The sequence below is a fragment of the Marinomonas sp. ef1 genome (genome assembly GCF_002806845.1).
GTDB lineage: Bacteria > Pseudomonadota > Gammaproteobacteria > Pseudomonadales > Marinomonadaceae > Marinomonas > Marinomonas polaris.
The window spans coordinates 380,996-403,955 of the sequence record NZ_NHTT01000003.1 but is presented as its reverse complement, the minus strand read 5'-3'; the positions used below and the strand labels follow the sequence as shown (position 1 = coordinate 403,955).

Here is a 22,960-nt window from a genome sequence, read left to right as displayed (position 1 = left end):
ACTTCCTAAGAAGTGGTGCCGCCACCAAGAGTCGAACTCGGGACCCTCTGATTACAAGTCAGATGCTCTACCAACTGAGCTATAGCGGCTTTAATAAAAGCAAAATCTTTTTTTATTCCTACTCTTCATTTCTAAAGAAAGAAACTTCGACCAAATTATGGTGCCGCCACCAAGAGTCGAACTCGGGACCCTCTGATTACAAGTCAGATGCTCTACCAACTGAGCTATAGCGGCATTTCTCAAATTTTGGTCGGGACGGCAGGATTTGAACCTGCGACCACTAGCACCCCATGCTAGTGCGCTACCAGGCTGCGCTACGCCCCGAAACCAACAGCTAAAGAGTTAAACTCTGTCCCTGTCAGCGGGTGCGTATATTACTATAACGAATTGAAAAGGGAAGACTTTTATAAACTTTTTTTCAATTTAATCATGACGCTAGAAATTTAGGAGTTTATCGCTTAAACATTGATCTAAATATGATTCTACTTTTCATACTAGCCTTATTAACCAAAGATACACACTATACGGCTCAACACTAGATAAATAGGCGTATTGAACAGCTAGATACAAAAAAGCCATCCCAGTGGATGGCTTTTTTAGAAACATTTCGAACTACTCTTGCATATAGTCTTCAACTTTTGACTTAAGCTTCTGCCCAGGTCGAAAAGTAACAACGGTACGCGCAGTAATTGGAATCTCCTCTCCCGTCTTAGGATTTCGACCAGGGCGCTGACTCTTTTCGCGCACTTCAAAATTACCAAAGCCCGACAACTTAACTTGCTGTCTTTCTATTAGTGAACTACGCACTACGTCAAAAAAACCTTCTACAAGATCTTTGGCGTCTTTTTTACTTAGACCAATTGAATCCACTAAATTTTCAGCAAGGTCCGCTTTTGTCAACGATCCCATAAATCTACCCCCTTACAACGGCTCCCAACTGCTCAGACAAAGCTGCAACAGTTTGTTCAACTGAGTTGTTCACTTCTTCATCACTAAGAGTGTGTGAAGGATGCTGCCACGTCAAGCCCAAAGCGACACTTTTTTTCGTATCATCAATACCTTGGCCCTGATAAACATCAAAAACCAATACATTTTTAAGTGCATCACCAGCCGTTGCAGAAATCACTCTCTCCAACTCACTAACAGGAACAGAACGATCAACTAATAATGCCAGGTCACGACGAACTTCAGGGAAACGAGAAACAGCCTTATATTCAGGCAAAGTTGCATTCAATACCGCATTTAAAGCGATATCAAATACATAAATAGGTTGATTCGCACCTAATGTCTTAGACAATTGAGGATGCAACTCCCCTATTAAACCAACAAACTTGCCATCCAAAAAGATATCAGCGGAGCGACCGGGATGTAAAAACTCACAACTAGAGCGCTCGTAAGTTGGCTTGCCGCCGTCATTTAAAGCAAACAAAGCTTCTACGTGTGCCTTCAGGTCATAGAAATCAACCTTCTCACTGCCGTGATACCAAGCTTCAGCATGACGAGTACCTGCAATTAGGCCAGCCACTTGCTGCTGCTGATCCAAATCAGCCAAAGCCTCAACAGAACCAATGAAACGACGACCAGTCTCAAATAAACGCACACGCGACTGCTGACGATTCTGATTGTAAAGATACGCTTTAACCAATCCCGGCACCAAACTTGGACGCATTACACCCATGTCTGCTGAAATAGGATTCGCCAATGGCACAGGCTCGATGTTAGGTAGAAATTGCTTGCTCAACACAGGATCAATAAAGCTATAAGTAACCGCTTCTTGATAGCCCTGTGAAACCAAGATCGAACGCAATACTTGAATCTGAGTTTTAGTCTCTGACAAAGGCGTAAAGTTGACCGCAGCCTGAGGCATAGAAGAAGGAAGATTGTCGTAACCGTAGATGCGGGCAACCTCTTCGATCAAATCAGCTTCTATGGCGATATCAAAGCGATGAGATGGTGCTTTTGTCGTCCAAGCTTCCTCAGTGACTTCAACCATCTCCAAACCGAGACGAGTCAAAATATCTGTCACAAGATCTTTGTCGATAGACATTGCTAAATACTGATCAAGCTTTTTACGACGCAGGGTTACTAATGCCGCTTCAGGCAAAGAAGCCTCATTAACAGCATGCGTAATTGGACCAACTTGACCGCCAGCTATTTCTACAACTAGCGCAGTAGCTCGTTCAATTGCTCGCTCTTGCAGAGTTGCATCTACGCCACGCTCAAATCGATGAGAGGAATCTGTATGCAAACCATAAGAACGCGCTTTACCAGCCAAAGACAATGGCGCAAAGAAAGCACTCTCTAAAAAGATATCTTTCGTCTCTTCGTTAACCCCAGACCCTTCGCCACCCATAATGCCAGCAATAGCTAGTGGTGATTTTTCATCAGCAATAACCAAAGTATCATCACGAAGTGTCACTTCCTGACCGTCAAGCAAGACGATTTTTTCATCTTTTTTGGCCATTCGCACAACAATCGAACCTGACAAATTTGCCAAGTCAAAGGCATGCATCGGCTGACCCAACTCAAGCATCACATAATTAGTGATATCTACAATTGGATCAATTGAGCGAATACCACTGCGACGGAGCTTCTCAACCATCCATAAAGGAGTCTGAGCTTTAACATCAACACCACGCACAACACGCCCCAAATAACGGGGACAAGCATCTGCCGCTTCTACTCGCACTGGGAAAGCATCATCAATAGCAATGTCGGCCGGAGTGACGCTAACCGGTGTCACATCAGCTTTATTTAAAACACCCACTTCGCGAGCCAAACCAGCAACACTTAGACAGTCACTGCGATTAGGCGTCAGATCAACATCAATTATCTGATCATCAAGACCTAAAAAAGCACGAAAGTCTTCGCCCGCTTTAGCAACGGCAGGCAATTCCATAATACCGTCATGATCATCACTCAACCCCAATTCAGAGGCAGAACACAACATACCAAAAGACTCTACTTGGCGAAGCTTGGCTTTTTTAATTTTAAAATCAGCACCTAACACTGCGCCAATTTTAGCAAAAGGAATTTTGATGCCTGGACGCGCATTTGGCGCACCACAAACCACCTGAAAGGTCTCTATGCCATCAGACACCTGACATACCTGCAATTTATCAGCGTTCGGATGAGGTTCTGCACCGATAATCTCACCCACTACTACACCCGAAAATTCAGAGGCAGCAGGTAAAACCTCATCCACTTCAAGGCCAGCTAACGTTATCTGAGCAACCAAATCATCGCTACTGATGTCTGGATTGACCCACTCTCTTAGCCAATTCTCACTAATTTTCATAAAAACATCCTAGGTCGACTGGTTACTTGAACTGTTTAAGGAAGCGCAAATCGTTCTCGAAGAACATACGAAGGTCGTCTACTTTATAGCGCAGCATAGCAAAACGCTCTACGCCCATACCAAAAGCAAAACCTGTATATTTCTCGGAATCAATTCCTGACATTTCAAGCACTTTCGGGTGAACCATGCCACAACCCAACACTTCCAGCCAAGACTCTTCGCCCTTGCTGTTTGTGCGCATAATGTCTACTTCGATTGAAGGCTCAGTGAATGGGAAATAGCTAGGACGGAAGCGCACTTTTAAATCATCCTCAAAGAAGACGTTTAAAAACTGTTGCAAAATACCCTTTAGATCAGCAAAGGAAATATTTTCGTCAATTAACAAACCTTCAACCTGATGAAACATAGGAGTATGAGTTTGATCTGAATCACAACGATAAACACGACCAGGACAAATGATTCGAATTGGCGGCTGCGTCGTTTCCATTGTGCGAACTTGAACAGGAGATGTATGCGTTCTTAGTACGGTTGACGGATTAAAGTAGAAGGTATCTTGCATTGCTCGCGCAGGATGATGCGCAGGAATGTTTAGAGCTTCAAAGTTATGATAATCGTCTTCAATTTCTGGCCCTGAAGCCACATCAAAGCCAATACCACGAAAAAAGGTTTCAATACGCTCCATTGTACGAGTCACTGGATGCAAACCACCCACTTCTTGACCCTTACCAGATAAGGAGATATCAATCGTCTCAGTCGCAAGCTTGGCGTCTAACGCCGCTTTCGCAAGAGATGATTTACGCTCAGTAATTTTTTCCTGAACTTGATCTTTTGCTTCATTGACCAGCTGACCAAATTTTGGTCGTTCCTCTGCAGAAACATTACCAAGTTGCTTCAACAAAGCAGTCAGAGCGCCCTTCTTACCTAAATAATGCACACGTACATCATCCAGTGCGGACTCACTCTCAGACGCAGCTACTGCGCTTAGCGCATCAGCAAGAATCTGCTTTAGGTTCTCCATTTACACACTCCAAAAAATAAAATAGGGGAAGAACCATTGGCTCTTCCCCTATCAAAGACTGCATTGAGTAATTCTTTCTTTTAAGACGAAATCTTTCAAGATCGAATCACCCTAAGGCTACGTCAGAAATTAAGCCAAGCTTACTTTCGCTTTTTCAACGATAGCAGCAAAAACTTCTTTCTCGTACACAGCTAGGTCAGCCAAAACCTTACGGTCGATTTCAATTGCAGCTTGTTTCAAGCCAGCAATAAAACGGCTGTAAGATAGACCATTGATACGTGCAGCAGCGTTAATACGAGCAATCCACAATGCGCGGAATTGACGTTTACGCTGACGACGGTCACGGTACTGATACTGACCAGCTTTGATAACAGCTTGTTTTGCTACACGAAATACACGACTACGTGCACCGTAGTAGCCTTTAGCTTGCTTTAAAATCTTCTTGTGACGGCGACGAGCCTGAACACCACGTTTTACGCGAGGCATAATATAAACCTTATACTAATAAATTAATGAACTAAAAAAATCTAGACTTAGATGTATGGCAACATGCGTACAATTAACGCTTTGTCGCTTTGCGCAATCTGGTTCATAGAACGAAGATGACGCTTACGCTTAGTCGATTTTTTAGTCAAAATGTGACTAGTATGAGACTGCTTATGCTTAAAACCATTCGCGGTACGTTTGAAGCGCTTAGCTGCGCCACTGTGTGACTTAATTTTGGACATGATAAAACCACTCTCGCATTCGTTAATGTTAGTGTAATTTCTTAATAATTTAGTCTTTAAGAGCCGAAACCCTTAAAGCTAAGTTATTTAAAATTACTTCTTCTTTTTGGGGCCTAGCACCATCGTCAATTGACGACCTTCCATTTTCGCGGCTTGTTCTACTACACCGTAATCCTCTAAGTCTACTGCGACTCGATTCATAAGCTGCATGCCAAGCTCCTGATGGGCCATTTCACGACCGCGGTATCGTAGTGATACTTTGGCCTTATCCCCGCCTTCAAGGAAACGTATCAGGTTGCGGAGTTTTACCTGATAATCCCCTTCCTCCGTCCCTGGACGGAATTTCATTTCTTTAACTTGGATCTGCTTCGCATTTTTCTTTTGAGCAGCTTTCGCTTTCTTCGCTTCGAAAATATGCTTACCGTAGTCCATGATTTTGCAAACAATCGGATCTGAATCAGCAATTTGCACTAGATCTAAAGTAGCTTCTTGAGCTGCTTTTAGTGCCTCTTCTAGAGAGACAACGCCAACTTGTTCACCATCAGCTGCGATTAAACGCACTTCAGTTGCTCGAATGTTCTCGTTGATTTGAGGGCGCTGCTTACTAGCTGCACGCCCACGATTCATATTACCTTTTATAGTACTATCTCCACTTCTTGTTTACGGCTACGGCGAGCAATCTCTTGTTGAAGCAAACCTTCAAAATCGGAAATACTCATCACTCCAAGGTCTTCGCCGGTGCGAGTACGAACAGCAACCTGTTGCTGCTCCACTTCTTTATCACCAACGACAATCATATACGGCACTCGTTGAAGAGTATGCTCGCGGATTTTAAACCCGATCTTCTCGTTTCTCAAGTCAAGTTTTGCTCTAAAGCCATTTGAATTCAATCTTTTTTCCAAAACAGAACAATAGTCTGCCTGGCGATCAGTAATGTTCATGATAACAACTTGTTCGGGCGCAAGCCAGACCGGAAAGGCACCTTCTGTATCTTCGATCAAAATACCAATGAAACGTTCAAGCGATCCAACAATAGCACGATGCAACATAACCGGTGTTTGACGAGAGCCATCTTCCGATACATATTGCGCACCTAAGCGAGTAGGCATCGAGAAATCAACCTGAATAGTACCACATTGCCACACTCGACCAATGGCATCTTTCAGAGAAAACTCGATTTTAGGACCATAAAACGCCCCCTCCCCTGGCAACTCCTCCCAATCCAGCCCTGCAGAGTCCAACGCTTCAGACAACGCCTTTTCAGCCTTATCCCAAACGTCATCAGAGCCAACGCGCTGCTCAGGACGAGTAGACAAGCGATAAACAATATTATCAAAACCGAAATCTGCATAAACCTCATGCAACAGATCGATAAACTCAGATACTTCTTGCTGAATCTGCCCTTCTGTTACAAAGATATGCCCATCATCTTGAACAAAGTTACGTACACGCATAATACCATGCAATGCACCTGAAGGCTCATTACGGTGGCATGAACCAAATTCAGCCATACGGAACGGCAGATCACGGTAACTCTTAAGTCCTTGGTTGTACACTTGTATATGACAAGGACAGTTCATCGGCTTAACTGCGTAATCACGGTTTTCAGAATGCGTGGTAAACATGTTTTCATGATACTTACCCCAATGCCCTGACTTTTCCCAAAGCACACGATCTACGATCTGAGGTGTTTTTACTTCTTGGTAATTATTATCAAGCTGCTTCTGACGCATATATTGCTCAACAGCTTGATATAAACGCCATCCTTTAGGATGCCAGAACACCATGCCTGGAGCTTCTTCTTGAAGATGAAAAAGGTCTAGCTTCTTACCTAACTTACGGTGGTCACGTTTCTCCGCTTCTTCAATGCGTGTCAAATAACCTTTTAATTCTTTCTTATCGTTCCAGGCAGTACCGTAAATACGCTGCAGCATCTCATTATTGGAATCACCGCGCCAGTAAGCACCAGCAAGCTTCATCAATTTGAAATGACGTAACACACGGGTATTTGGCACATGTGGACCACGACACATATCCATGTATTCTTCGTGATGATACAAACCAACTTCTTTCGTTGACTCATCCATATCATCAATCAATGCCACTTTATAGCCTTCACCACGGTCAACAAATTGCTGGCGAGCTTCCGCTATTGGCGTCATTCTTTTAACAACATCGTAATCCGTCTTAACCAATTCACCGATGCGCTTTTCAATGGCCGCCAAATCATCAGGCGTAAAAGGACGCTCGTATGCTATGTCGTAGTAGAAACCTTCATCGATAACAGGTCCGATCGCCATTTGTGCAGTCGGATACAACTGCTTAACAGCATGACCAACAAGATGAGCAAAAGAGTGACGAATAATCTCAACACCTTCAGGGTCTTTCCCTGTAATGATGCTTAACTTAGCGTCGTCTGAAATAAGTTCGCACGCATCAACAAGTTGACCGTCTATGCGCCCCGCCACCGTTGCTTTAGCCAAACCAGGACCAATATCCTCGGCGACTTGCATAACAGTTACTGGGTTTGAAAAAGAACGTTGGCTGCCATCTGGCAAAGTAATTACAGGCATTTTATTCCCCTATCGGAGTCAGTGGTGCTCCATACCAAAGAGCACATGTAAATTTCAGCGCATAAATTATCATTTTTCGATTATTCATGCGAATCTAATTTAAATACCCTCTTTTTCACCGTGTAACGGCCATCGACAAAAATCAAGCCCTTTTTCTATCATTAAGCCATAGACATTCTCAGCATGCGGAGTAAAATTAGCATCCGTTTCACACAGACTTCATTTATCAAAAGGCACTATGGATCTCAATAATCTTGACGACTACTGCATTGAGACGACTCAAGCAGAACCTGACCTATTAGTTGAGCTGGTTGAAAAAACCTACTCTGATATGGGCTACCCAAATAAGTTATCAGGAAAAACCATCGGCCGTACGCTGAAGCTTCTGGCAAAAATAGCACAACCCAAGCGCGCGTTAGAAATTGGCATGTTTACTGGATATTCAGCATTGTCTATCGCAGAAGGCATGCCTGCAAGTGGTGAGCTTATTTGTTGTGAAACCAATCCCAGAGCAATTGAATTCGCTCAGTCTTTTTTTGATCGCAGCGAGCATGGTAAAAAAATCAAAGCGATTTTTGGACCCGCTCTCGATACGATCGAATCCCTTGAAGGGGAATTCGACTTTGTCTTTATTGATGCCGATAAACGTAACTACCTAAATTACTACGAAGCAGTACTACCGCTTGTTAGATCTGGTGGCCTTATCATTATTGATAACTCCCTATGGCAAGGAAGAGTTCTAGACCCGAAAGAAAACAGCGATATTGCTGTCAACCAAGTCAACCGCCTAATCGCGCAAGACAATCGAGTTGAAAACGTTCATCTGAACGTTCGTGACGGTCTTAACATCGTCGTAAAACACTAACCCTATTTCTTATAAACCCCATTCACCTTTGGGTCACCTTTGGGTCACCTCTGGTGAATGGGGTTTATGTGCTATTAAAAAGATATTACGTAAGAGGCAGCGATTTTGGTCGTTTTTAAAATCACAAATAACATCTCCGGCAAACACTACATTGGAACGTCTTTCAATAGTGGCTTTCAACGTTTCGAACAATACGTAGAAGCAACTAGCGAAGGTTTAGACTTCCCTTTATACAACGACATTAGGGAGAATGGCGTTGAAGCTTTTACAGTTGAAGAACTATTTGAAACAAGCGACAAAGAAGAACTGTATGAATTAGAAACAGACTACATTTCTATTTATAACGGTGAGAGCTTACGCGGCTATAAGATTGCACAGACAGCGGAAAAAGCCACAAATCTAAATCTAGGCAAAAAAGCATTATTTGATGCGAATGGCGTATCGACAGCAGAACAGCCCAAGAAAACAAGAAAAGTAGCCACAAAAAAGACTGTTGAACTCCCAAAAAAAACACTTGAGCCAGCCCCAACAACAAAATCATTCTTTGGCGAACTCATCGGTGAAGACAGATTAGGCACCCCACTCGCTGCAGCAGCCACAGAAAAGAAAAAAGCACCAGCTCGCACCAAAAGCAAGGCCAGCATCCAGAAGATGCTAAGCGAAGCTGAGAAAGCATCAAAAAAAGAACGTGAAGAAAAATTAAAATCACAGCAGCAAGCAGAAGCAGAAGAAATGGCTCTCATCATGGCAAAAATTGATGTGACATCCAAATCTGCCTCATCCGCATTTCGTCGCCGTAAAAGTTAATCTGAAAAATTAGATACAAAAAAGCTCAGTTAAATTAATAACTGAGCTTTTTTAATATCTAAATCTTGTCTATTTAAATTTTACAAAACAAATGAGCAGAAATTAAGCCCTAGCTTTCTTAAGCGTCTCTGAAATCATAAACGCCAACTCCAAAGACTGATCGGCATTTAAGCGTGGATCGCAATGAGTATGGTATCTGTCAGCTAAGTCCGCCTCAGTCACCTCAAACGCACCACCAACACACTCGGTAACATTCTGCCCTGTCATTTCAAAGTGAACACCACCCGCATAACTCCCCTCAGCATTATGAACCTGGAAGAATTGCTGAACTTCTCTCAACACGTCATCAACACGTCGAGTCTTATAACCCGTAGACGCTTTGACAGTATTACCGTGCATCGGGTCACTACTCCACACAACCTGCTTACCTTCACGCTGAATTGCTTGAATGAGCTTAGGCATGCCGTCTTCAACCTTATCTGCACCCATACGCACAATAATATTCAAACGACCTGCTTCATTATTTGGATTCAACACATCACACAATCTTAGCAAATCTTCTGGATCCATAGTAGGACCAGCCTTTACACCAATTGGGTTTTGTACACCACGTAAAAACTCTACGTGAGCACCATCCAATTGACGAGTACGATCTCCAATCCATAACATATGCGCAGAACAATCATACCAGTCACCAGTCAAGCTATCTTTACGAGTCAAAGCCTGCTCATAAGGCAACAACAACGCCTCATGGGAAGTATAAAAATCTGTCTCTTTTAACTGAGCTAAACCAGGACCAATGCCACACGCCTCCATGAATTGAAGTGCATCATCAATTTTGTCAGCCACGCCCTGGAAACGACTACCCGCTGGACTCGCATTCAAAAAGTCCAAATTCCATTGATGCACTTGATGTAAATCTGCAAATCCACCCTGAGCAAAAGCTCGAAGCAAGTTCATTGTTGAAGCACTTTGATTGTAAACTTGCACCAAACGCTCAGGATCTGGAACCCTTGCCTGCTCAGTAAAATCAATACCATTGATGATATCACCACGGTAACTTGGCAATTCAATACCACCAATTACTTCACTACCTGACGATCTCGGCTTAGCAAACTGCCCAGCCATGCGCCCAACCTTTACAACGGGGCATTTACCCGCATAAGTCAACACAACCGCCATTTGCAGCATAACTTTAAACGTATCGCGAATATTATTAGCGTGAAACTCAGCAAAACTTTCAGCACAATCACCACCTTGCAGCAAAAATGACTGCCTATTGGCCACTTGCGCTAAAGCTTTTTTAAGCTGGCGCGCCTCACCCGCAAAAACAAGAGGAGGCATTTTTCCTAATGTATTTTCAACTTGAGCCAAATGCTCTGCATTAGGATAAACAGGCTGTTGTAGCGCCGTTTTTTCTCTCCAACTTGTTACGTTCCACTGTGACATAATTTTCTACAACCTTATTCTATTCATTATTTTTTAATATATATTAACGAGCAACAACCCAAAGGATTTCCGCGTCTTTTAGCGACAAGGAAACGACCGCGTGCCCCATAGTGGCATCATAATACACACTATCACCTTCTTTTAATTCAATCGGCTCATAGAGTTCAGAGAAAAAATTAATTTTACCTTGCAAAACCAATAAAAACTCCTCGCCATCATGACGAACCCATTCTTTAAATTCAGCAAAGGATCGAGCTCTTACAGTTGTCTTAAAAGGAACCATTTTCTTACGGCTAATAGAATAATTTAACAGCTCATGCTCATAAGTTGCCGTTGGATGTGGCTCCCCTTTCCCTTTGCGAGTAATATCTCGACGCCCTGCAATAGAATGCTCACTCGCCTCAACAAAAAGCTGTGGCAGATCCATTTCCAAACCATTAATCAACTTCTGCACGATAGTGAAGCTTGGCGAAACTTGATCATTCTCGATTTTCGATAACGTTGACCGAGCTATTCCTGTTCTTTTTCCCACCTCTTCCAGCGTCCAGCCTTTCGCTAAACGAATTTCCTTCACACGTTTACCAAGCTCCAGTGGCTCAACAAACCGATCAGGATCTGACGCTGTGGCAGTTTCTAACGATGGACGACTAACCATAATTTACCAATACTACTTTTATACAAGAAACCGAATAGAATCTATACTTTTAACAAAGGCGCCATAGCCATGGAGCAACGAGAGAGATCAAAGCCCTTACCCGATACGTAAGATATCAAATCACTAGAGTTACCGCCCTTACCATTCTCTAACAACACCCATAACACTGAAGATCGAGTACCAGTCCGACAAAAAGCCAGCGTCTTCTTATCCTCAAGCAAAGCAGCACTTTGAAAATCAACTTGCTCTTGAGATAATTTAGACAAATCTATTGAGTTACTCACATACTCCATACCCAACGCTTCAGCAGCAGCACGAATACTTTCACCAGAAGGCTGATCAGCAGATTCCGCTTCTGGCCGATTATTAATAATTCGCTCAAAGCCTTGCGATTTAAGTGAGGCCAAATCAGCCTCGACTAATTGAGGCGCAACAAAATAAGAGTCATCAAGTTGAATAACATTACTCATAAATCTCTCCTTAAATACATTTAAGAACGATACAACACTTTTATAAGATGGAAACCAAATTGCGTTTTAATAGGCCCTTGAATCTTATATAAAGGGCCACCGAAAACCGCCTTATCAAAAGCCGGCACCATATCCCCTTTACGAAATTCACCAAGATCTCCACCCTTCTTACCAGAAGGACAAGTAGAAAATTGCTTGGCCAATTTATGAAAGTCAGCACCTTTATCCAATTTCAATTTTAAGGATTCCGCTTCTGCTTTCGTCTTAACCAAAATATGACACGCACTCGCCGTCGACATTCACACCCCTATCACTCAAATAAACTAGATAAAACATGTTAACCTATTTAGTATAATAGAATTAACTATAAGCAATCACTAACCTTAAATATTCTTGGCAAAAGTAGTATCAACACAAAATATATAGGCGGCTTTACAATATGAGTACTTATGCAGCAATAAGCGACCTCTCCTTTCTTCTCGTAGAACCATCAGACATGCAAAGGAAAGTTATCACCAAAGCACTTGAAGAAGCCGGAATAAAGCAAATTGCATACGCAAACAACATCCAAGAAACTATCGAGTCACTCTCTTCTTTTCCACCCGACCTTGTAATATCTTCAATGTATCTCCCTGATGGCTCAGCCAATGACCTCATTGATCGAATCAGAAACAATGAAGAAACTGAAAATCAGTGCTTTATGCTAATCTCTAGCGAAAGAAATAGAGATCATTTAGAACACCTAAGACAATCTGGCGTACTCGCTATCCTCCCCAAGCCATTCAACCAAAAAGACCTAACTCGCGCCATTCACGCGACCTTAGACCTTATCGTTGAGGAAGAAATTGACTTAGAAATGTTCGACCCAAAAAGCCTTCGCGTACTGGTTACAGATGACAGCCGGATGGCACGAAAGCATGTAAGCAAAACACTAAACACAATGGGAATTGAGGATATACAATTCGCAGAAAATGGCAAAGAAGCAATTGCACTCCTTAACGAAATGGAGTTTGACCTTATTGTTACAGACTACAACATGCCAGAAATGGATGGCAGAGAACTAACCGAAGCAGTTAGATTAGACCCTGCATTAGCACACATCCCCATACTAATGGTGAGCTCAAACTCAGAAGATAGCCAACTATCAAATATCGCCCAAGAAGGTGTTGATGCGATCTGCGGAAAGCCCTTTGAACCAAGCGTAGTAAGAAAGCTATTAGCGAAAATCCTAAATTAACAACCAAATCGCTTAACCTTTTTATCAAAGCTCAATTCAAAGATTAAAAACAAAAAAAGAGCTTCAAAATGAAGCTCTTTTTTTAAACCAAACATTGGCAATCTTAAATCAGACCGCCGCCATCAACTCAGAAACAATTTGCTGATTAGCCTCAGGAAAACGATACGTCGACAAATTAGAAATAGCCACCCAACTTACCGCCTGACCTTCACTCCCCTCTGGCTCACCATCAAAACCTGTTACCTTATAGAAGCAAAGCTCGACCTGCTTATCACCATAATCATGAGATATCGTTTTATAGAAAGAACTCTCAGTTACAGCAATACCACATTCTTCTTTCAACTCTCTAGCTAAAGCTGTCTCAGCAGACTCAGAAGACTCGCACTTCCCCCCCGGAAACTCCCACAAACCACCTTGATGCTGATTTGAGTTACGAAGAGCAATGAAAACCTCACCACCACGAAGAATAATACCAACAGCAACTCTAACCAACATTAGGTACGATACTCAGCATTAATAGTGACATACTCATGAGAAAAATCTGTCGTCCAAACAATATCAGACTCAGCACCCATACCCAAATCAAGCACAATATGGATTTCTTGAGGCGCCATAGCCTGCTTACCGTGCTCTTCAAGATAATCAGGAGAACGACCACCATCACGAGCAACTTCAAAACCATTTATATGAAGCTGTACGTGATCAACATCCAAACCTTCAACACCTGCACGACCAACAACCGCTAAAATTCGCCCCCAATTTGGATCAGAAGCAAACAATGCAGTCTTAACTAGAGGCGAGTGTGCAATTTCAAACGCAACTTTCGTGGCATCAGATTCAATAACAGCGCCAACCACTTCTACCGTAACAAACTTAGTCGCACCTTCACCATCGCGAACAATAGCATGAGCCAACTCTTGCATAACTTCTGTAAAGGCAACTATAAAAGCTTGGGCCAAAGGCTCATCAACAGAAGTCACCTTCGTATTTCCAGCCATACCAGTTGCCACAGCAATACAAGAATCGTTCGTAGATGTATCGCTATCAACAGTAATACGGTTAAAGCTCTTATTTACAACATCTTTCAATATCGACTGAAGAACATCCACATCCATTGCGATATCACTGCAAACATAACCCAACATAGTTGCCATGTTAGGGCGAATCATACCAGCACCCTTCGAAATACCGGCGATACTATAAGTTAGACCGTCAAATTCGAAAGTGCGAATAGAGCCTTTTGGTAAAGTATCAGTCGTCATGATACCAACACCTGCAGAACGCCAATTATCAGCAGATAAATTGGCAAGAGCTGAAGGAATCGCCGCAACAATTTTCGCCACTGGCAAAGGCTCACCAATAACACCAGTTGAGAAAGGCAAAATAGCCTCTACACTTACACCTGTTTCATTAGCCAAAGCTTCACAAGTCTTTAGAGCTGTCTCAAGACCAGATTTTCCAGTACCAGCATTAGCGTTACCTGTATTGATCAGCAAATAACGACTACCTACCAAACCTAAATGCTTTTGACAAATACGCACAGGCGCTGCACAAAAAGCATTCTGAGTAAAAACACCAGTAACAGATGCGCCTTCACATATTTCAAAAATCACAACATCTTTCTTGTTAGGCTTTTTAATTCCAGCTTCCGCAACACCAATTCTAATTCCTTTTATTTCTGGAATAAGAGGAAAATCATGTAACCCTACAGCCATTTAAGCTTTCTCCAGTTAAATAAGACTACCGTGACACTGTTTGTATTTTTTACCTGAACCACATGGGCAAGGCTCATTTCGACCCACTTTAGGGAACTCTTGAGCACCATCTGTAGACAATAAAGAATCTTCAGCCAATGAATTCAATGAATCATGAATCATATTAACAGTCGTTTTCTCTTCTTGCTTTCTACGGGCTTCTTCTATTTTCTCAGCCTCTTCAGCAGACTGAACTTTTACACGAGTAATAATTTGAATCACTTCATATTTGATTTGTTCTAGCAAACCTTGAAATAACTCAAACGACTCACGCTTATATTCCTGCTTAGGATTCTTTTGTGCGTAACCACGTAAGTGGATGCCTTGCCTAAGCATATCCATTGTCTGAAGATGCTCTTTCCATAAAGTATCAAGAACCTGTAATAGCACTTGTTTTTCAAAAGCCCTAAATGACTGCGCACCAGCAATTTCTTCTTTAGCCTGATAATCACTGACAAATGTATCTAGTATTTTCTGGCGCAGAGGCTCTTCATATAGTTTCTTATCTTCTTCAACCCACTTAGCAACAGGCAGCTCCAGACCAAACTCATTACGAGACTTATCTTCCAATCCCTCAAGATCCCACATATCAAAGATACTTTGAGGCGGAATAAATTCATCAATCAAACTGGTAACAACCTCTTCTCGCATTGCAGAAATAGCTTCAGAGAGATCTTCAGATACCATCATATCAAAACGCTGACGATAAATTACTTGGCGCTGATCGTTTGCCACATCATCATATTCAAGCAATTGCTTACGAATATCAAAGTTACGACCTTCAACTTTACGCTGCGCTTTTTCAATCGCATTTGAAACCATCTTATGCTCAATGGCCTCACCCTTATCCATCCCAAGCGCCATCATCATTTTCTTGATACGATCAGACATGAAGATACGCATTAGATTATCTTCTAAAGACAAATAAAAGCGTGAAGAACCAACATCACCTTGACGGCCAGCACGACCACGCAACTGGTTATCAATACGACGCGACTCGTGACGCTCAGTACCTATAATATGCAAACCACCTGCTGCCAAAACTGACTCATTACGAGACTTCCAATCAGCCTTAAGCGCATCAATACTTTCTTGGCTAGCATTTTCACCTAGTTGAGCTAACTCAACTTGCAAATTACCACCCAATACAATATCTGTACCACGACCGGCCATGTTAGTAGCAATTGTTACCGCACCAGGTCGACCAGCATCAGCAACAATTTCAGCCTCACGCTCATGCTGCTTAGCATTAAGAACATTATGCTTCACGTCTTTTTCAAGCAGGTAATTTGATAAAAGCTCTGAATATTCAATAGATGCAGTACCAACCAACACTGGACGACCCTGCTTAACAATCTCTTCAATATCCAACACAATCGCTTCAAATTTGTCTTCAGTAGACATATAAATTAAATCATTGAAGTCTTTACGCTGAACCTGGCGGTTTGTAGGAATAACAATAACGGATAACCCGTAAATTTGCTGAAACTCAAACGCTTCCGTATCAGCTGTACCGGTCATACCAGATAGCTTTTCATATAAACGGAAGTAATTCTGGAAAGTTGTCGAAGCCAACGTCTGACTTTCTGCTTGAATAGTCACACCCTCTTTAGCTTCTACCGCCTGATGAATACCTTCAGACCAACGACGACCAGCCATAGTTCGACCTGTATGCTCATCAACAATGACGATTTGGTCTCCCTGAATCACATAATCAACATTCTTCTTAAAAATAACATGCGCTTTCAAACAAGCATGAACATGATGCAATAGAGAAAGGTTCCCAGCCGCATAAAGACTTTCACCCTCACCCAACAAACCCTGCTCAACCAGCCAATCCTCAACAAAAGAATGACCATCTTCCGTCAATTCAATACTGCGCTGAGACTCATCAAAAACGTAATGACCTGTTGGCTCTTCACCTTCAATATCTTCCTGCTTAACCAATAAAGGAGCAAGTTGATTAATTTTACGGTACTGCTCAGAGCTATCCTCAACCGCACCCGAGATAATGAGAGGCGTTCTAGCCTCATCTATCAGAATGGAGTCCACTTCATCCACTACAGAGAAGTTTAAATCACGCTGAACACGATCTTCTAAACGAAAAACCATATTGTCGCGAAGATAGTCAAAACCGAACTCGTTATTGGTACCATAAGTAATATCACACAAGTATGCTGCTTTCTTCTCGTCACGATCTTGACCCGAGAAAACCACACCAACACTCATGTCTAAAAATTCATATAAAGGTCGCATCCAGTTAGCATCACGCTTAGCCAGATAATCATTCACCGTAACAACGTGAACACCTTTGGAAGACAAAGCATTTAAGTAAACAGCCAGTGTTGCTACAAGCGTTTTCCCTTCACCTGTACGCATTTCAGCAATTTTACCTTCATTAAGAACCATGCCACCAATGAGCTGCACATCGAAATGACGCATGCCCATAACACGGCTACTGCCTTCTCGTACCACCGCAAAAGCCTCAGGCAAAATAGATTCTAAAGACTCACCCTTTGCGAGACGATCACGAAACTCGCTTGTTTTCCCTGACAAATCATCATCAGATAATTTGTGGAAAGATTCTTCAAGCTGGTTTATCTGTGCAACGACTTTTCTATATCGTTTAACTTCTCGGTCATTCTTTGTGCCGACAATTTTTTTAATTACAGTTCCTAACATCTTGAACTCATCGTAGCCAATTAGTAATAAAGACAGTCTATCATGGTAATGTGTGACAAAACATGAAATATCAAGGACCTAAATACAAAAAAACCAGACATATAGTCTGGTTTTTAAAGATTCGATCAAGAATTAATCACTTACTAAGCACCAACAAAAGCAGGTTCCACATAAGAAATTGGTGTCGTTTGCGCTTCATCTTCGAAAACAACATATTCCCAAGCATCCTGATGCTCAAGCAGAGCAAGCAATAGCTTATTATTCAAAGCATGACCTGACTTGTAAGCCTTATACTCACCAATCAAACTATGACCAAGAAGATATAGATCACCGATCGCATCCAAAATTTTATGACGCACCAATTCATCTCGGTAGCGTAAACCTTCATCATTTAGCACACGGTAGTCATCTAGTACGATGGCATTTTCCATGTTTGCACCACGAGCAAGGTTGTTATTCTTAAAATATTCAAGATCTTTCATAAAACCAAATGTTCTCGCACGACTAATCTCTTTTACAAAAGTGGTCGTTGAAAAATCAAATGATGTACTTTGAACATCCTCACCAATAGCCGGATGTTGAAAGTCAATTGTGAAAGACAACCGAAATCCCGAATGAGGCTCAAGAGAAGCAAACTTATCACCTTCATCTACTCGAATAGGTTTCTTAACTCGAATAAATCTTTTTGGTGCATTCTGAGCCTCTAGGCCTGCCGATTGCAGAAGAAAAACAAAAGGGCTAGCACTTCCATCCATAAGAGGAATTTCACTAGCACTCACTTCTACATAAGCGTTATCTACACCCAAACCAGCCATTGCAGACAACAAATGCTCTACAGTACTTACCTTCACATCACCCTGACATAAAGCTGTAGCAAAATTTGTTGATCCGACTGCTCGCGCATCACCATGAATCTCTACAACTGGATCCAAATCTGTACGAACAAATACAATACCTGTATTCACAGGCGCAGGCTTTAGTGTCAAATACACTTTCTCGCCAGAGTGCAATCCCACTCCAGTTGCTCGAATAATGTTTTTAAGTGTGTGTTGGCGTACCATTATATTCCTACATTTTTATGACTGGATACTATTCTTTGAAAAATAGTATCAATAACACATTTTTTATACAATCCAACGCCTTGATATTGCATCGTTTTTACTCAAACTAGTCAGCTTGACGACGCAAAAATGCTGGAATGTCCAAATACGATAACTTATCGCCACTTGAAATAGAGGCAGAATCAACAGACCCCTTCTTTTCATCCAAGTTTTTCTCTACCACTTCTGCTTTCACATGCTGTGAAGGCTTCGGCACAGATTGAGCAACAGTCATTTTAGCGTTTTCACTTTCAATAACCTGCTCGACCTTTGCAACAACTGGTTGAGAGACAACAGATTCACCAACAGCAGACTTCATTTCAACTGCAGAGCGACCCTCTAAACCAGTGGCAACTACCGTGACTCGCATTTCATCTCCTACACTAGGATCAATTGCACAACCAATCACGACAGTAGCATCTTCCGATGCATATTCTTCAATAATGCTACCAACCTCAGTAAACTCAGACAAACCAACTTCTTCGTTTGCTGTAATGTTCACCAGCACGCCACGCGCACCTCTAAGGTTAATATCTTCAAGCAATGGATTATGTATTGCAGCCTCAGCAGCTACTCTAGCTCTATCCTCACCAGATGCAGATCCAGTACCCATCATCGCCATCCCCATTTCAGACATAACTGTTCTTACATCTGCAAAGTCGACGTTGATTAAACCAGGTCGCATAATCAAATCTGTAATACCCTGAACCGCATTAAACAAAACATTATTTGCTTCACCAAATGCCTTCAGCAATGAAATATTCTTACCCAATACTGGCAAAAGACGCTCATTTGGAACAGTAATCAAGGAATCGACATTTTCACGCAACTCCTTAACACCTTCCTCAGCAACTCTTGCGCGGCGACGACCTTCAAAAGGAAAAGGCTTAGTCACAACCGCCACCGTCAAAATACCTAATTCACGCGCGACTTTGGCAATAACTGGCGCAGCACCTGTACCCGTTCCACCGCCCATACCAGCAGTGATGAACACCATATCTGCACCAGTCAGCAACTGGGTGATTTTTTCTTGATCTTCTAAGGCTGAATCTCTACCCACTTCTGGATTTGCCCCAGCACCCAACCCTTTAGTAATGGTTGAGCCTAACTGCAAAGAGACTCCAGTCTCAAAACCTATCAGCGCTTTAGAGTCAGTGTTAGCACAAATGAACTCAACACCTTCCAATCGATTTTCAAGCATGTGACGTACAGCATTACCGCCACCACCACCAACACCGATAACTTTAATAACAGCATTATCTGATAAATTATCTTCGGCTAAATCAAAGACATTCATGGGCTTATCGCTCCTCAATAAATTCACAATCAATTCTGACTAAATATAACTCTGAAACCAGTGCTTTAATTTCTGCCATGCCTTCGTTGCACTGAAGGATGGCCCGATTTCTTTTTTAGGAACCAGAACTGATGATTCTCGTTTAGTTTGCGTCTTAGACATCATCCGCTTCGAGATCTCGGTTACTTCAGCCTCTTTACTACCATAAGCCAATAATCCAACACTTGTTGAATATATAGGGTTATCGACAATGTCAGACATTCCTTTAGTGCAATCTGGTAAAGATAATCGAATTGGCATCTGAAATACCTTCTCAGCCAACTCCGCCGCACCTTCCATAAGCGACGTACCACCAGTAATTACAATACCTGCAGGGATACGCTCCGCATAACCACTACGCCTTAATTCATCCAGAATTAAATTATAAATTTCTTCATATCTTGCCTCAACAACCTCTGTCAAAGCATGACGGGTGATTGATCTTGGCTGACGATCACCAACACTTGGCACCTGAAGAACCTGATCCGCGGATGCCATAGAAGACATGGCACATGCATATTTCACTTTGATTTCTTCCGCATGCTGAGTTGGCGTGCGTAAAGCCATCGAAATATCATTTGTAACCTGATCACCAGCAACCGGAACCACTGCTGTATGATGCAAAGCACCATCAATCCAAACAGCAATATCAGATGTTCCCGCACCGATATCAATCAAGCAAACACCTAAATCTTTTTCATCCTCACTAAGTGAAGATTCACTAGAAGCAAGTTGAGATAAGATGACACCATCTACCCCCAACCCACATCGTTTAATGCACTTCTCAACATTCATCACAGCGTTAACAGCACCAGAAATCAAATGCACATTCGCTTCAAGTCGAACACCAGACATGCCAAGAGGGTCTTTAATACCTTCTTGGGAATCAATGTGATACTCCTGAGGCAAAATATGAAGCACTCGCTGATCAGAAGATATCGGCACAGCCTGTGCAGCATCAATTACTCGATCTATATCTTCTTTTTGAACCTCACCATTTTTGACGGCAACTATACCGTGAGAATTCAAACTCCGAATATGACTACCAGCAACACTGACATAAACTGAATGTATATTACACCCAGCCATCAACTCAGCTTCTTCGACAGCACGCTGAATTGACTGAACCGTTGACTCAATGTTGATTACAACACCACGCTTCATACCTTTTGAACTATGAGAGCCAATACCGACAATTTCCAAACTACCATCAGCTAGAACTTCGCCAACCAAACAGATAACTTTCGATGTGCCTACATCCAAACCGACTATCATTTCACCTTCCCGGCATTACGTGTTGTTTTGAAAAGACCTTCTTTGCTGTATAAAAAAGCAACAAACAGGCCAATATCATTTATTTTTTTTCCAACCTACAGCCACCCCATGAGGATAGCGAGCGTCGACTGACGTTATCTGGTCTATTCTACCCGATAAATCACTTTTATACACAGCTATAAAGCGCTGCAATCTTTCTAAAATCTCCTCCCTACCCAACTTGACCGCTACACCATTGGTAAAAATAATACTCCACGCTCCCCTTGGCTCTAAGGTAAGAGTAGAAACACGTAGAGACGTTGAAGCAAGCACCTGACTAACCAACCCAAACTGCTCTAACACAACATCACTTGAGTCTTCGGGACCATACAATCTAGTAAGCGGCAAATTAGGCACCTTAGGCGGCGTAATAACTACCGCCGAGGTGGATATCAATTGCCCATCCCCCCAGTATGCAAGAGGCGTATGTTCATGAACAAGCACCTGCAACGTATTTGGCCAAACTTTACGAATCTCTGCACTTGCTACCCATTCAGATGACAAAACAGTAGCCAAAGCATCAGACAAAGAGACACTCAGAAGACTCTGACCAAGCAAAGAAGAATAATCAGATCGCAACTCATCTTCAGTTGCGTATTTCAAATCACCTTTAATCTCGATCTTCTGAATAGCAAACCAAGTTTCAGATGAATCATTTCCCTGAAAAACAGCCACCAATATCAATAAAACTGCCCCGATTAGTGCCGCTATCCTCATAAATCAATTACGCCCTACTTTATCCCAAGCATTTTGCGCAATTTTCTCCACAAGTGACGCATAATCAATGCCCACATATTTAGCCGCCATAGGCACTAAGCTATGAGACGTCATACCTGGTGCAGTGTTAACTTCCAACACCCAAAACACACCAGCTTGATCTCGCATGACATCGACACGCCCCCAACCAGAGCAACCTAATGAACGATAAGCATCCAGAGCCAGCATTTGCAACTCATTTTCATCATCTTCATCTAAACCACAAGGCAACAAATATTCAGTATCATCCGCTATATATTTAGCCTCATAATCATAAAGCTTATGATTATGAGCAGGCTTCAAACCTATTGGCGGATAAGCGACATCATCGATAACCGTAATAGTAAATTCAGGCCCATCGACAAACTCTTCGACCAATATATCAGAGTCATACTCAAGCGCCTTTAGAAGAGCATCATCAAGCTCAGCTCTATTCATAGCCTTGTTAATCCCAATGGTAGAACCCTCTCTAGAAGGCTTAACAATCATTGGATAAGACATCTGCTCCTCGATTACATCCGCATTAGCATGATCGACAAAAGATAAATAAGCGGGAGTCGGAATACCAATACCATTCCAAAAACGCTTAGTTAAGACTTTATCCATAGCCAAACCACAAGCTAAGGGCGAACTACCTGTATACGGCTTACCAAACATTTCAAGTAAAGCCTGAACTCGACCATCTTCACCCTCCCCACCATGCAAGGCAATGAAAGCAAGATCAAACTTAATAGCCTGCAATTGAACAATAGGATCAAGCGCGGCATCAGGACCATAAAGATCAAGCTCTACAACTTGAAAACCTTTTGAACGCAACCCCTCAGCAACCAAAGGACCACTTTGCATTGAAACTTCACGCTCCGCAGAACGGCCGCCATAAATGACGGCAATAACTGATTCTTTTAGTGTTTTAGACAT

General features: G+C 42.3%; 22 protein-coding genes and 3 tRNA genes. 3 read left to right on the top strand and 22 right to left on the bottom strand.

Annotated elements, in window-relative coordinates; translation table 11 throughout:
* Positions 1 to 13: 13 nt before the first annotated feature.
* From CCS02_RS06600 to thrS, 10 genes are all read right to left on the bottom strand, one after another.
* A tRNA-Thr gene (locus CCS02_RS06600) sits at positions 14 to 89 on the bottom strand.
* Between the two features lie 69 nt (positions 90 to 158).
* Positions 159 to 234: transfer RNA gene (locus CCS02_RS06595), tRNA-Thr, on the bottom strand.
* A gap of 13 nt (positions 235 to 247) precedes the next feature.
* Positions 248 to 324 (bottom strand) — tRNA-Pro (locus CCS02_RS06590).
* Positions 325 to 612: 288 nt separating this feature from the next.
* On the bottom strand, positions 613 to 909 hold the full coding sequence (locus CCS02_RS06585; RefSeq protein ID WP_012070280.1) for an integration host factor subunit alpha: 297 nt from the start codon (positions 907 to 909) through the stop codon (positions 613 to 615).
* Between the two features lie 4 nt (positions 910 to 913).
* The gene (gene pheT, locus CCS02_RS06580; RefSeq protein ID WP_100636149.1) at positions 914 to 3,298 is read right to left on the bottom strand and encodes a phenylalanine--tRNA ligase subunit beta; all 2,385 of its coding nucleotides are present in this window, start codon (positions 3,296 to 3,298) and stop codon (positions 914 to 916) included.
* A gap of 22 nt (positions 3,299 to 3,320) precedes the next feature.
* Entirely contained in the window at positions 3,321 to 4,316 is a 996-nt protein-coding gene (gene pheS, locus CCS02_RS06575; protein ID WP_072840597.1) for a phenylalanine--tRNA ligase subunit alpha, read from the bottom strand.
* Positions 4,317 to 4,445: 129 nt separating this feature from the next.
* Entirely contained in the window at positions 4,446 to 4,802 is a 357-nt protein-coding gene (rplT, locus tag CCS02_RS06570; protein ID WP_012070283.1) for a 50S ribosomal protein L20, read from the bottom strand.
* 47 nt (positions 4,803 to 4,849) lie between these two features.
* Positions 4,850 to 5,044, bottom strand: a complete 195-nt coding sequence (gene rpmI / locus CCS02_RS06565) for a 50S ribosomal protein L35 (RefSeq protein ID WP_012070284.1) — start codon at positions 5,042 to 5,044, stop codon at positions 4,850 to 4,852.
* A gap of 93 nt (positions 5,045 to 5,137) precedes the next feature.
* Positions 5,138 to 5,671, bottom strand: coding sequence for a translation initiation factor IF-3 (gene infC, locus CCS02_RS06560; protein ID WP_100185539.1), 534 nt, complete (start codon positions 5,669 to 5,671; stop codon positions 5,138 to 5,140).
* Positions 5,672 to 5,679: 8 nt separating this feature from the next.
* Positions 5,680 to 7,617: a threonine--tRNA ligase gene (gene thrS / locus CCS02_RS06555; protein ID WP_100636148.1), complete on the bottom strand. Its 1,938-nt coding sequence runs from the start codon at positions 7,615 to 7,617 to the stop codon at positions 5,680 to 5,682.
* Between the two features lie 238 nt (positions 7,618 to 7,855).
* Between thrS and CCS02_RS06550 the strand changes: the two genes are divergently transcribed.
* Complete coding sequence (locus CCS02_RS06550) at positions 7,856 to 8,482, top strand: O-methyltransferase (protein ID WP_100185541.1); 627 nt, start codon at positions 7,856 to 7,858, stop codon at positions 8,480 to 8,482.
* Positions 8,483 to 8,587: 105 nt separating this feature from the next.
* Positions 8,588 to 9,289 (top strand): GIY-YIG nuclease family protein, encoded by a 702-nt coding sequence (locus tag CCS02_RS06545; protein WP_100185542.1) that lies wholly within the window; start codon positions 8,588 to 8,590, stop codon positions 9,287 to 9,289.
* 102 nt (positions 9,290 to 9,391) lie between these two features.
* Here the strand turns inward: CCS02_RS06545 and CCS02_RS06540 are convergent, their stop codons facing one another.
* The 4 genes from CCS02_RS06540 to ppiC are packed head-to-tail and all read right to left on the bottom strand — an operon-like array spanning position 9,392 to position 12,162.
* On the bottom strand, positions 9,392 to 10,738 hold the full coding sequence (locus CCS02_RS06540) for a class II 3-deoxy-7-phosphoheptulonate synthase (RefSeq protein WP_100185543.1): 1,347 nt from the start codon (positions 10,736 to 10,738) through the stop codon (positions 9,392 to 9,394).
* 43 nt (positions 10,739 to 10,781) lie between these two features.
* The gene (locus tag CCS02_RS06535) at positions 10,782 to 11,393 is read right to left on the bottom strand and encodes a helix-turn-helix domain-containing protein (RefSeq protein WP_072840591.1); all 612 of its coding nucleotides are present in this window, start codon (positions 11,391 to 11,393) and stop codon (positions 10,782 to 10,784) included.
* A 41-nt stretch (positions 11,394 to 11,434) separates the two neighbouring features.
* Positions 11,435 to 11,863, bottom strand: coding sequence for a TIGR01244 family sulfur transferase (locus tag CCS02_RS06530; protein ID WP_072840590.1), 429 nt, complete (start codon positions 11,861 to 11,863; stop codon positions 11,435 to 11,437).
* A gap of 20 nt (positions 11,864 to 11,883) precedes the next feature.
* Positions 11,884 to 12,162 carry a peptidylprolyl isomerase PpiC gene (ppiC, locus tag CCS02_RS06525; RefSeq protein ID WP_072840589.1) on the bottom strand — a complete coding sequence of 93 codons (279 nt, stop codon included), beginning with the start codon at positions 12,160 to 12,162 and terminating at the stop codon, positions 11,884 to 11,886.
* Positions 12,163 to 12,302: 140 nt separating this feature from the next.
* Between ppiC and CCS02_RS06520 the strand changes: the two genes are divergently transcribed.
* Entirely contained in the window at positions 12,303 to 13,100 is a 798-nt protein-coding gene (locus tag CCS02_RS06520) for a response regulator (RefSeq protein WP_072840588.1), read from the top strand.
* A 108-nt stretch (positions 13,101 to 13,208) separates the two neighbouring features.
* Here the strand turns inward: CCS02_RS06520 and mutT are convergent, their stop codons facing one another.
* The 8 genes from mutT to CCS02_RS06480 form a co-directional block, all read right to left on the bottom strand.
* Complete coding sequence (gene mutT, locus CCS02_RS06515) at positions 13,209 to 13,595, bottom strand: 8-oxo-dGTP diphosphatase MutT (RefSeq protein WP_100636147.1); 387 nt, start codon at positions 13,593 to 13,595, stop codon at positions 13,209 to 13,211.
* On the bottom strand, positions 13,595 to 14,815 hold the full coding sequence (gene argJ / locus CCS02_RS06510; protein ID WP_100636146.1) for a bifunctional glutamate N-acetyltransferase/amino-acid acetyltransferase ArgJ: 1,221 nt from the start codon (positions 14,813 to 14,815) through the stop codon (positions 13,595 to 13,597). The genes mutT and argJ overlap by 1 nt, the downstream gene beginning before the upstream one ends.
* Before the next feature lie 15 nt (positions 14,816 to 14,830).
* The gene (gene secA, locus CCS02_RS06505; RefSeq protein WP_100636145.1) at positions 14,831 to 17,536 is read right to left on the bottom strand and encodes a preprotein translocase subunit SecA; all 2,706 of its coding nucleotides are present in this window, start codon (positions 17,534 to 17,536) and stop codon (positions 14,831 to 14,833) included.
* Positions 17,537 to 17,679: 143 nt separating this feature from the next.
* Complete coding sequence (gene lpxC / locus CCS02_RS06500) at positions 17,680 to 18,597, bottom strand: UDP-3-O-acyl-N-acetylglucosamine deacetylase (protein WP_072840584.1); 918 nt, start codon at positions 18,595 to 18,597, stop codon at positions 17,680 to 17,682.
* A 106-nt stretch (positions 18,598 to 18,703) separates the two neighbouring features.
* Positions 18,704 to 19,933: a cell division protein FtsZ gene (gene ftsZ, locus CCS02_RS06495; RefSeq protein ID WP_072840583.1), complete on the bottom strand. Its 1,230-nt coding sequence runs from the start codon at positions 19,931 to 19,933 to the stop codon at positions 18,704 to 18,706.
* A 39-nt stretch (positions 19,934 to 19,972) separates the two neighbouring features.
* Positions 19,973 to 21,247, bottom strand: a complete 1,275-nt coding sequence (ftsA, locus tag CCS02_RS06490) for a cell division protein FtsA (protein ID WP_072840582.1) — start codon at positions 21,245 to 21,247, stop codon at positions 19,973 to 19,975.
* Positions 21,248 to 21,322: 75 nt separating this feature from the next.
* Positions 21,323 to 22,003: a cell division protein FtsQ/DivIB gene (locus CCS02_RS06485; RefSeq protein ID WP_100185546.1), complete on the bottom strand. Its 681-nt coding sequence runs from the start codon at positions 22,001 to 22,003 to the stop codon at positions 21,323 to 21,325.
* A 3-nt stretch (positions 22,004 to 22,006) separates the two neighbouring features.
* Positions 22,007 to 22,960: a D-alanine--D-alanine ligase gene (locus CCS02_RS06480; protein WP_100636144.1), complete on the bottom strand. Its 954-nt coding sequence runs from the start codon at positions 22,958 to 22,960 to the stop codon at positions 22,007 to 22,009.

Bases quoted from the DNA above. Each gene is read 5' to 3' on its own strand.
- CCS02_RS06585 (WP_012070280.1), bottom strand. From the start codon at position 909: ATGGGATCGTTGACAAAAGCGGACCTTGCTGAAAATTTAGTGGATTCA.
- pheT (WP_100636149.1), bottom strand. From the start codon at position 3,298: ATGAAAATTAGTGAGAATTGGCTAAGAGAGTGGGTCAATCCAGACATC.
- pheS (WP_072840597.1), bottom strand. From the start codon at position 4,316: ATGGAGAACCTAAAGCAGATTCTTGCTGATGCGCTAAGCGCAGTAGCT.
- rplT (WP_012070283.1), bottom strand. From the start codon at position 4,802: ATGCCTCGCGTAAAACGTGGTGTTCAGGCTCGTCGCCGTCACAAGAAG.
- rpmI (WP_012070284.1), bottom strand. From the start codon at position 5,044: ATGTCCAAAATTAAGTCACACAGTGGCGCAGCTAAGCGCTTCAAACGT.
- infC (WP_100185539.1), bottom strand. From the start codon at position 5,671: ATGAATCGTGGGCGTGCAGCTAGTAAGCAGCGCCCTCAAATCAACGAG.
- thrS (WP_100636148.1), bottom strand. From the start codon at position 7,617: ATGCCTGTAATTACTTTGCCAGATGGCAGCCAACGTTCTTTTTCAAAC.
- CCS02_RS06550 (WP_100185541.1), top strand. From the start codon at position 7,856: ATGGATCTCAATAATCTTGACGACTACTGCATTGAGACGACTCAAGCA.
- CCS02_RS06540 (WP_100185543.1), bottom strand. From the start codon at position 10,738: ATGTCACAGTGGAACGTAACAAGTTGGAGAGAAAAAACGGCGCTACAA.
- CCS02_RS06535 (WP_072840591.1), bottom strand. From the start codon at position 11,393: ATGGTTAGTCGTCCATCGTTAGAAACTGCCACAGCGTCAGATCCTGAT.
- CCS02_RS06530 (WP_072840590.1), bottom strand. From the start codon at position 11,863: ATGAGTAATGTTATTCAACTTGATGACTCTTATTTTGTTGCGCCTCAA.
- ppiC (WP_072840589.1), bottom strand. From the start codon at position 12,162: ATGTCGACGGCGAGTGCGTGTCATATTTTGGTTAAGACGAAAGCAGAA.
- CCS02_RS06520 (WP_072840588.1), top strand. From the start codon at position 12,303: ATGAGTACTTATGCAGCAATAAGCGACCTCTCCTTTCTTCTCGTAGAA.
- mutT (WP_100636147.1), bottom strand. From the start codon at position 13,595: ATGTTGGTTAGAGTTGCTGTTGGTATTATTCTTCGTGGTGGTGAGGTT.
- argJ (WP_100636146.1), bottom strand. From the start codon at position 14,815: ATGGCTGTAGGGTTACATGATTTTCCTCTTATTCCAGAAATAAAAGGA.
- secA (WP_100636145.1), bottom strand. From the start codon at position 17,536: ATGTTAGGAACTGTAATTAAAAAAATTGTCGGCACAAAGAATGACCGA.
- lpxC (WP_072840584.1), bottom strand. From the start codon at position 18,597: ATGGTACGCCAACACACACTTAAAAACATTATTCGAGCAACTGGAGTG.
- ftsZ (WP_072840583.1), bottom strand. From the start codon at position 19,933: ATGAATGTCTTTGATTTAGCCGAAGATAATTTATCAGATAATGCTGTT.
- ftsA (WP_072840582.1), bottom strand. From the start codon at position 21,247: ATGATAGTCGGTTTGGATGTAGGCACATCGAAAGTTATCTGTTTGGTT.
- CCS02_RS06485 (WP_100185546.1), bottom strand. From the start codon at position 22,003: ATGAGGATAGCGGCACTAATCGGGGCAGTTTTATTGATATTGGTGGCT.
- CCS02_RS06480 (WP_100636144.1), bottom strand. From the start codon at position 22,960: ATGTCTAAAACACTAAAAGAATCAGTTATTGCCGTCATTTATGGCGGC.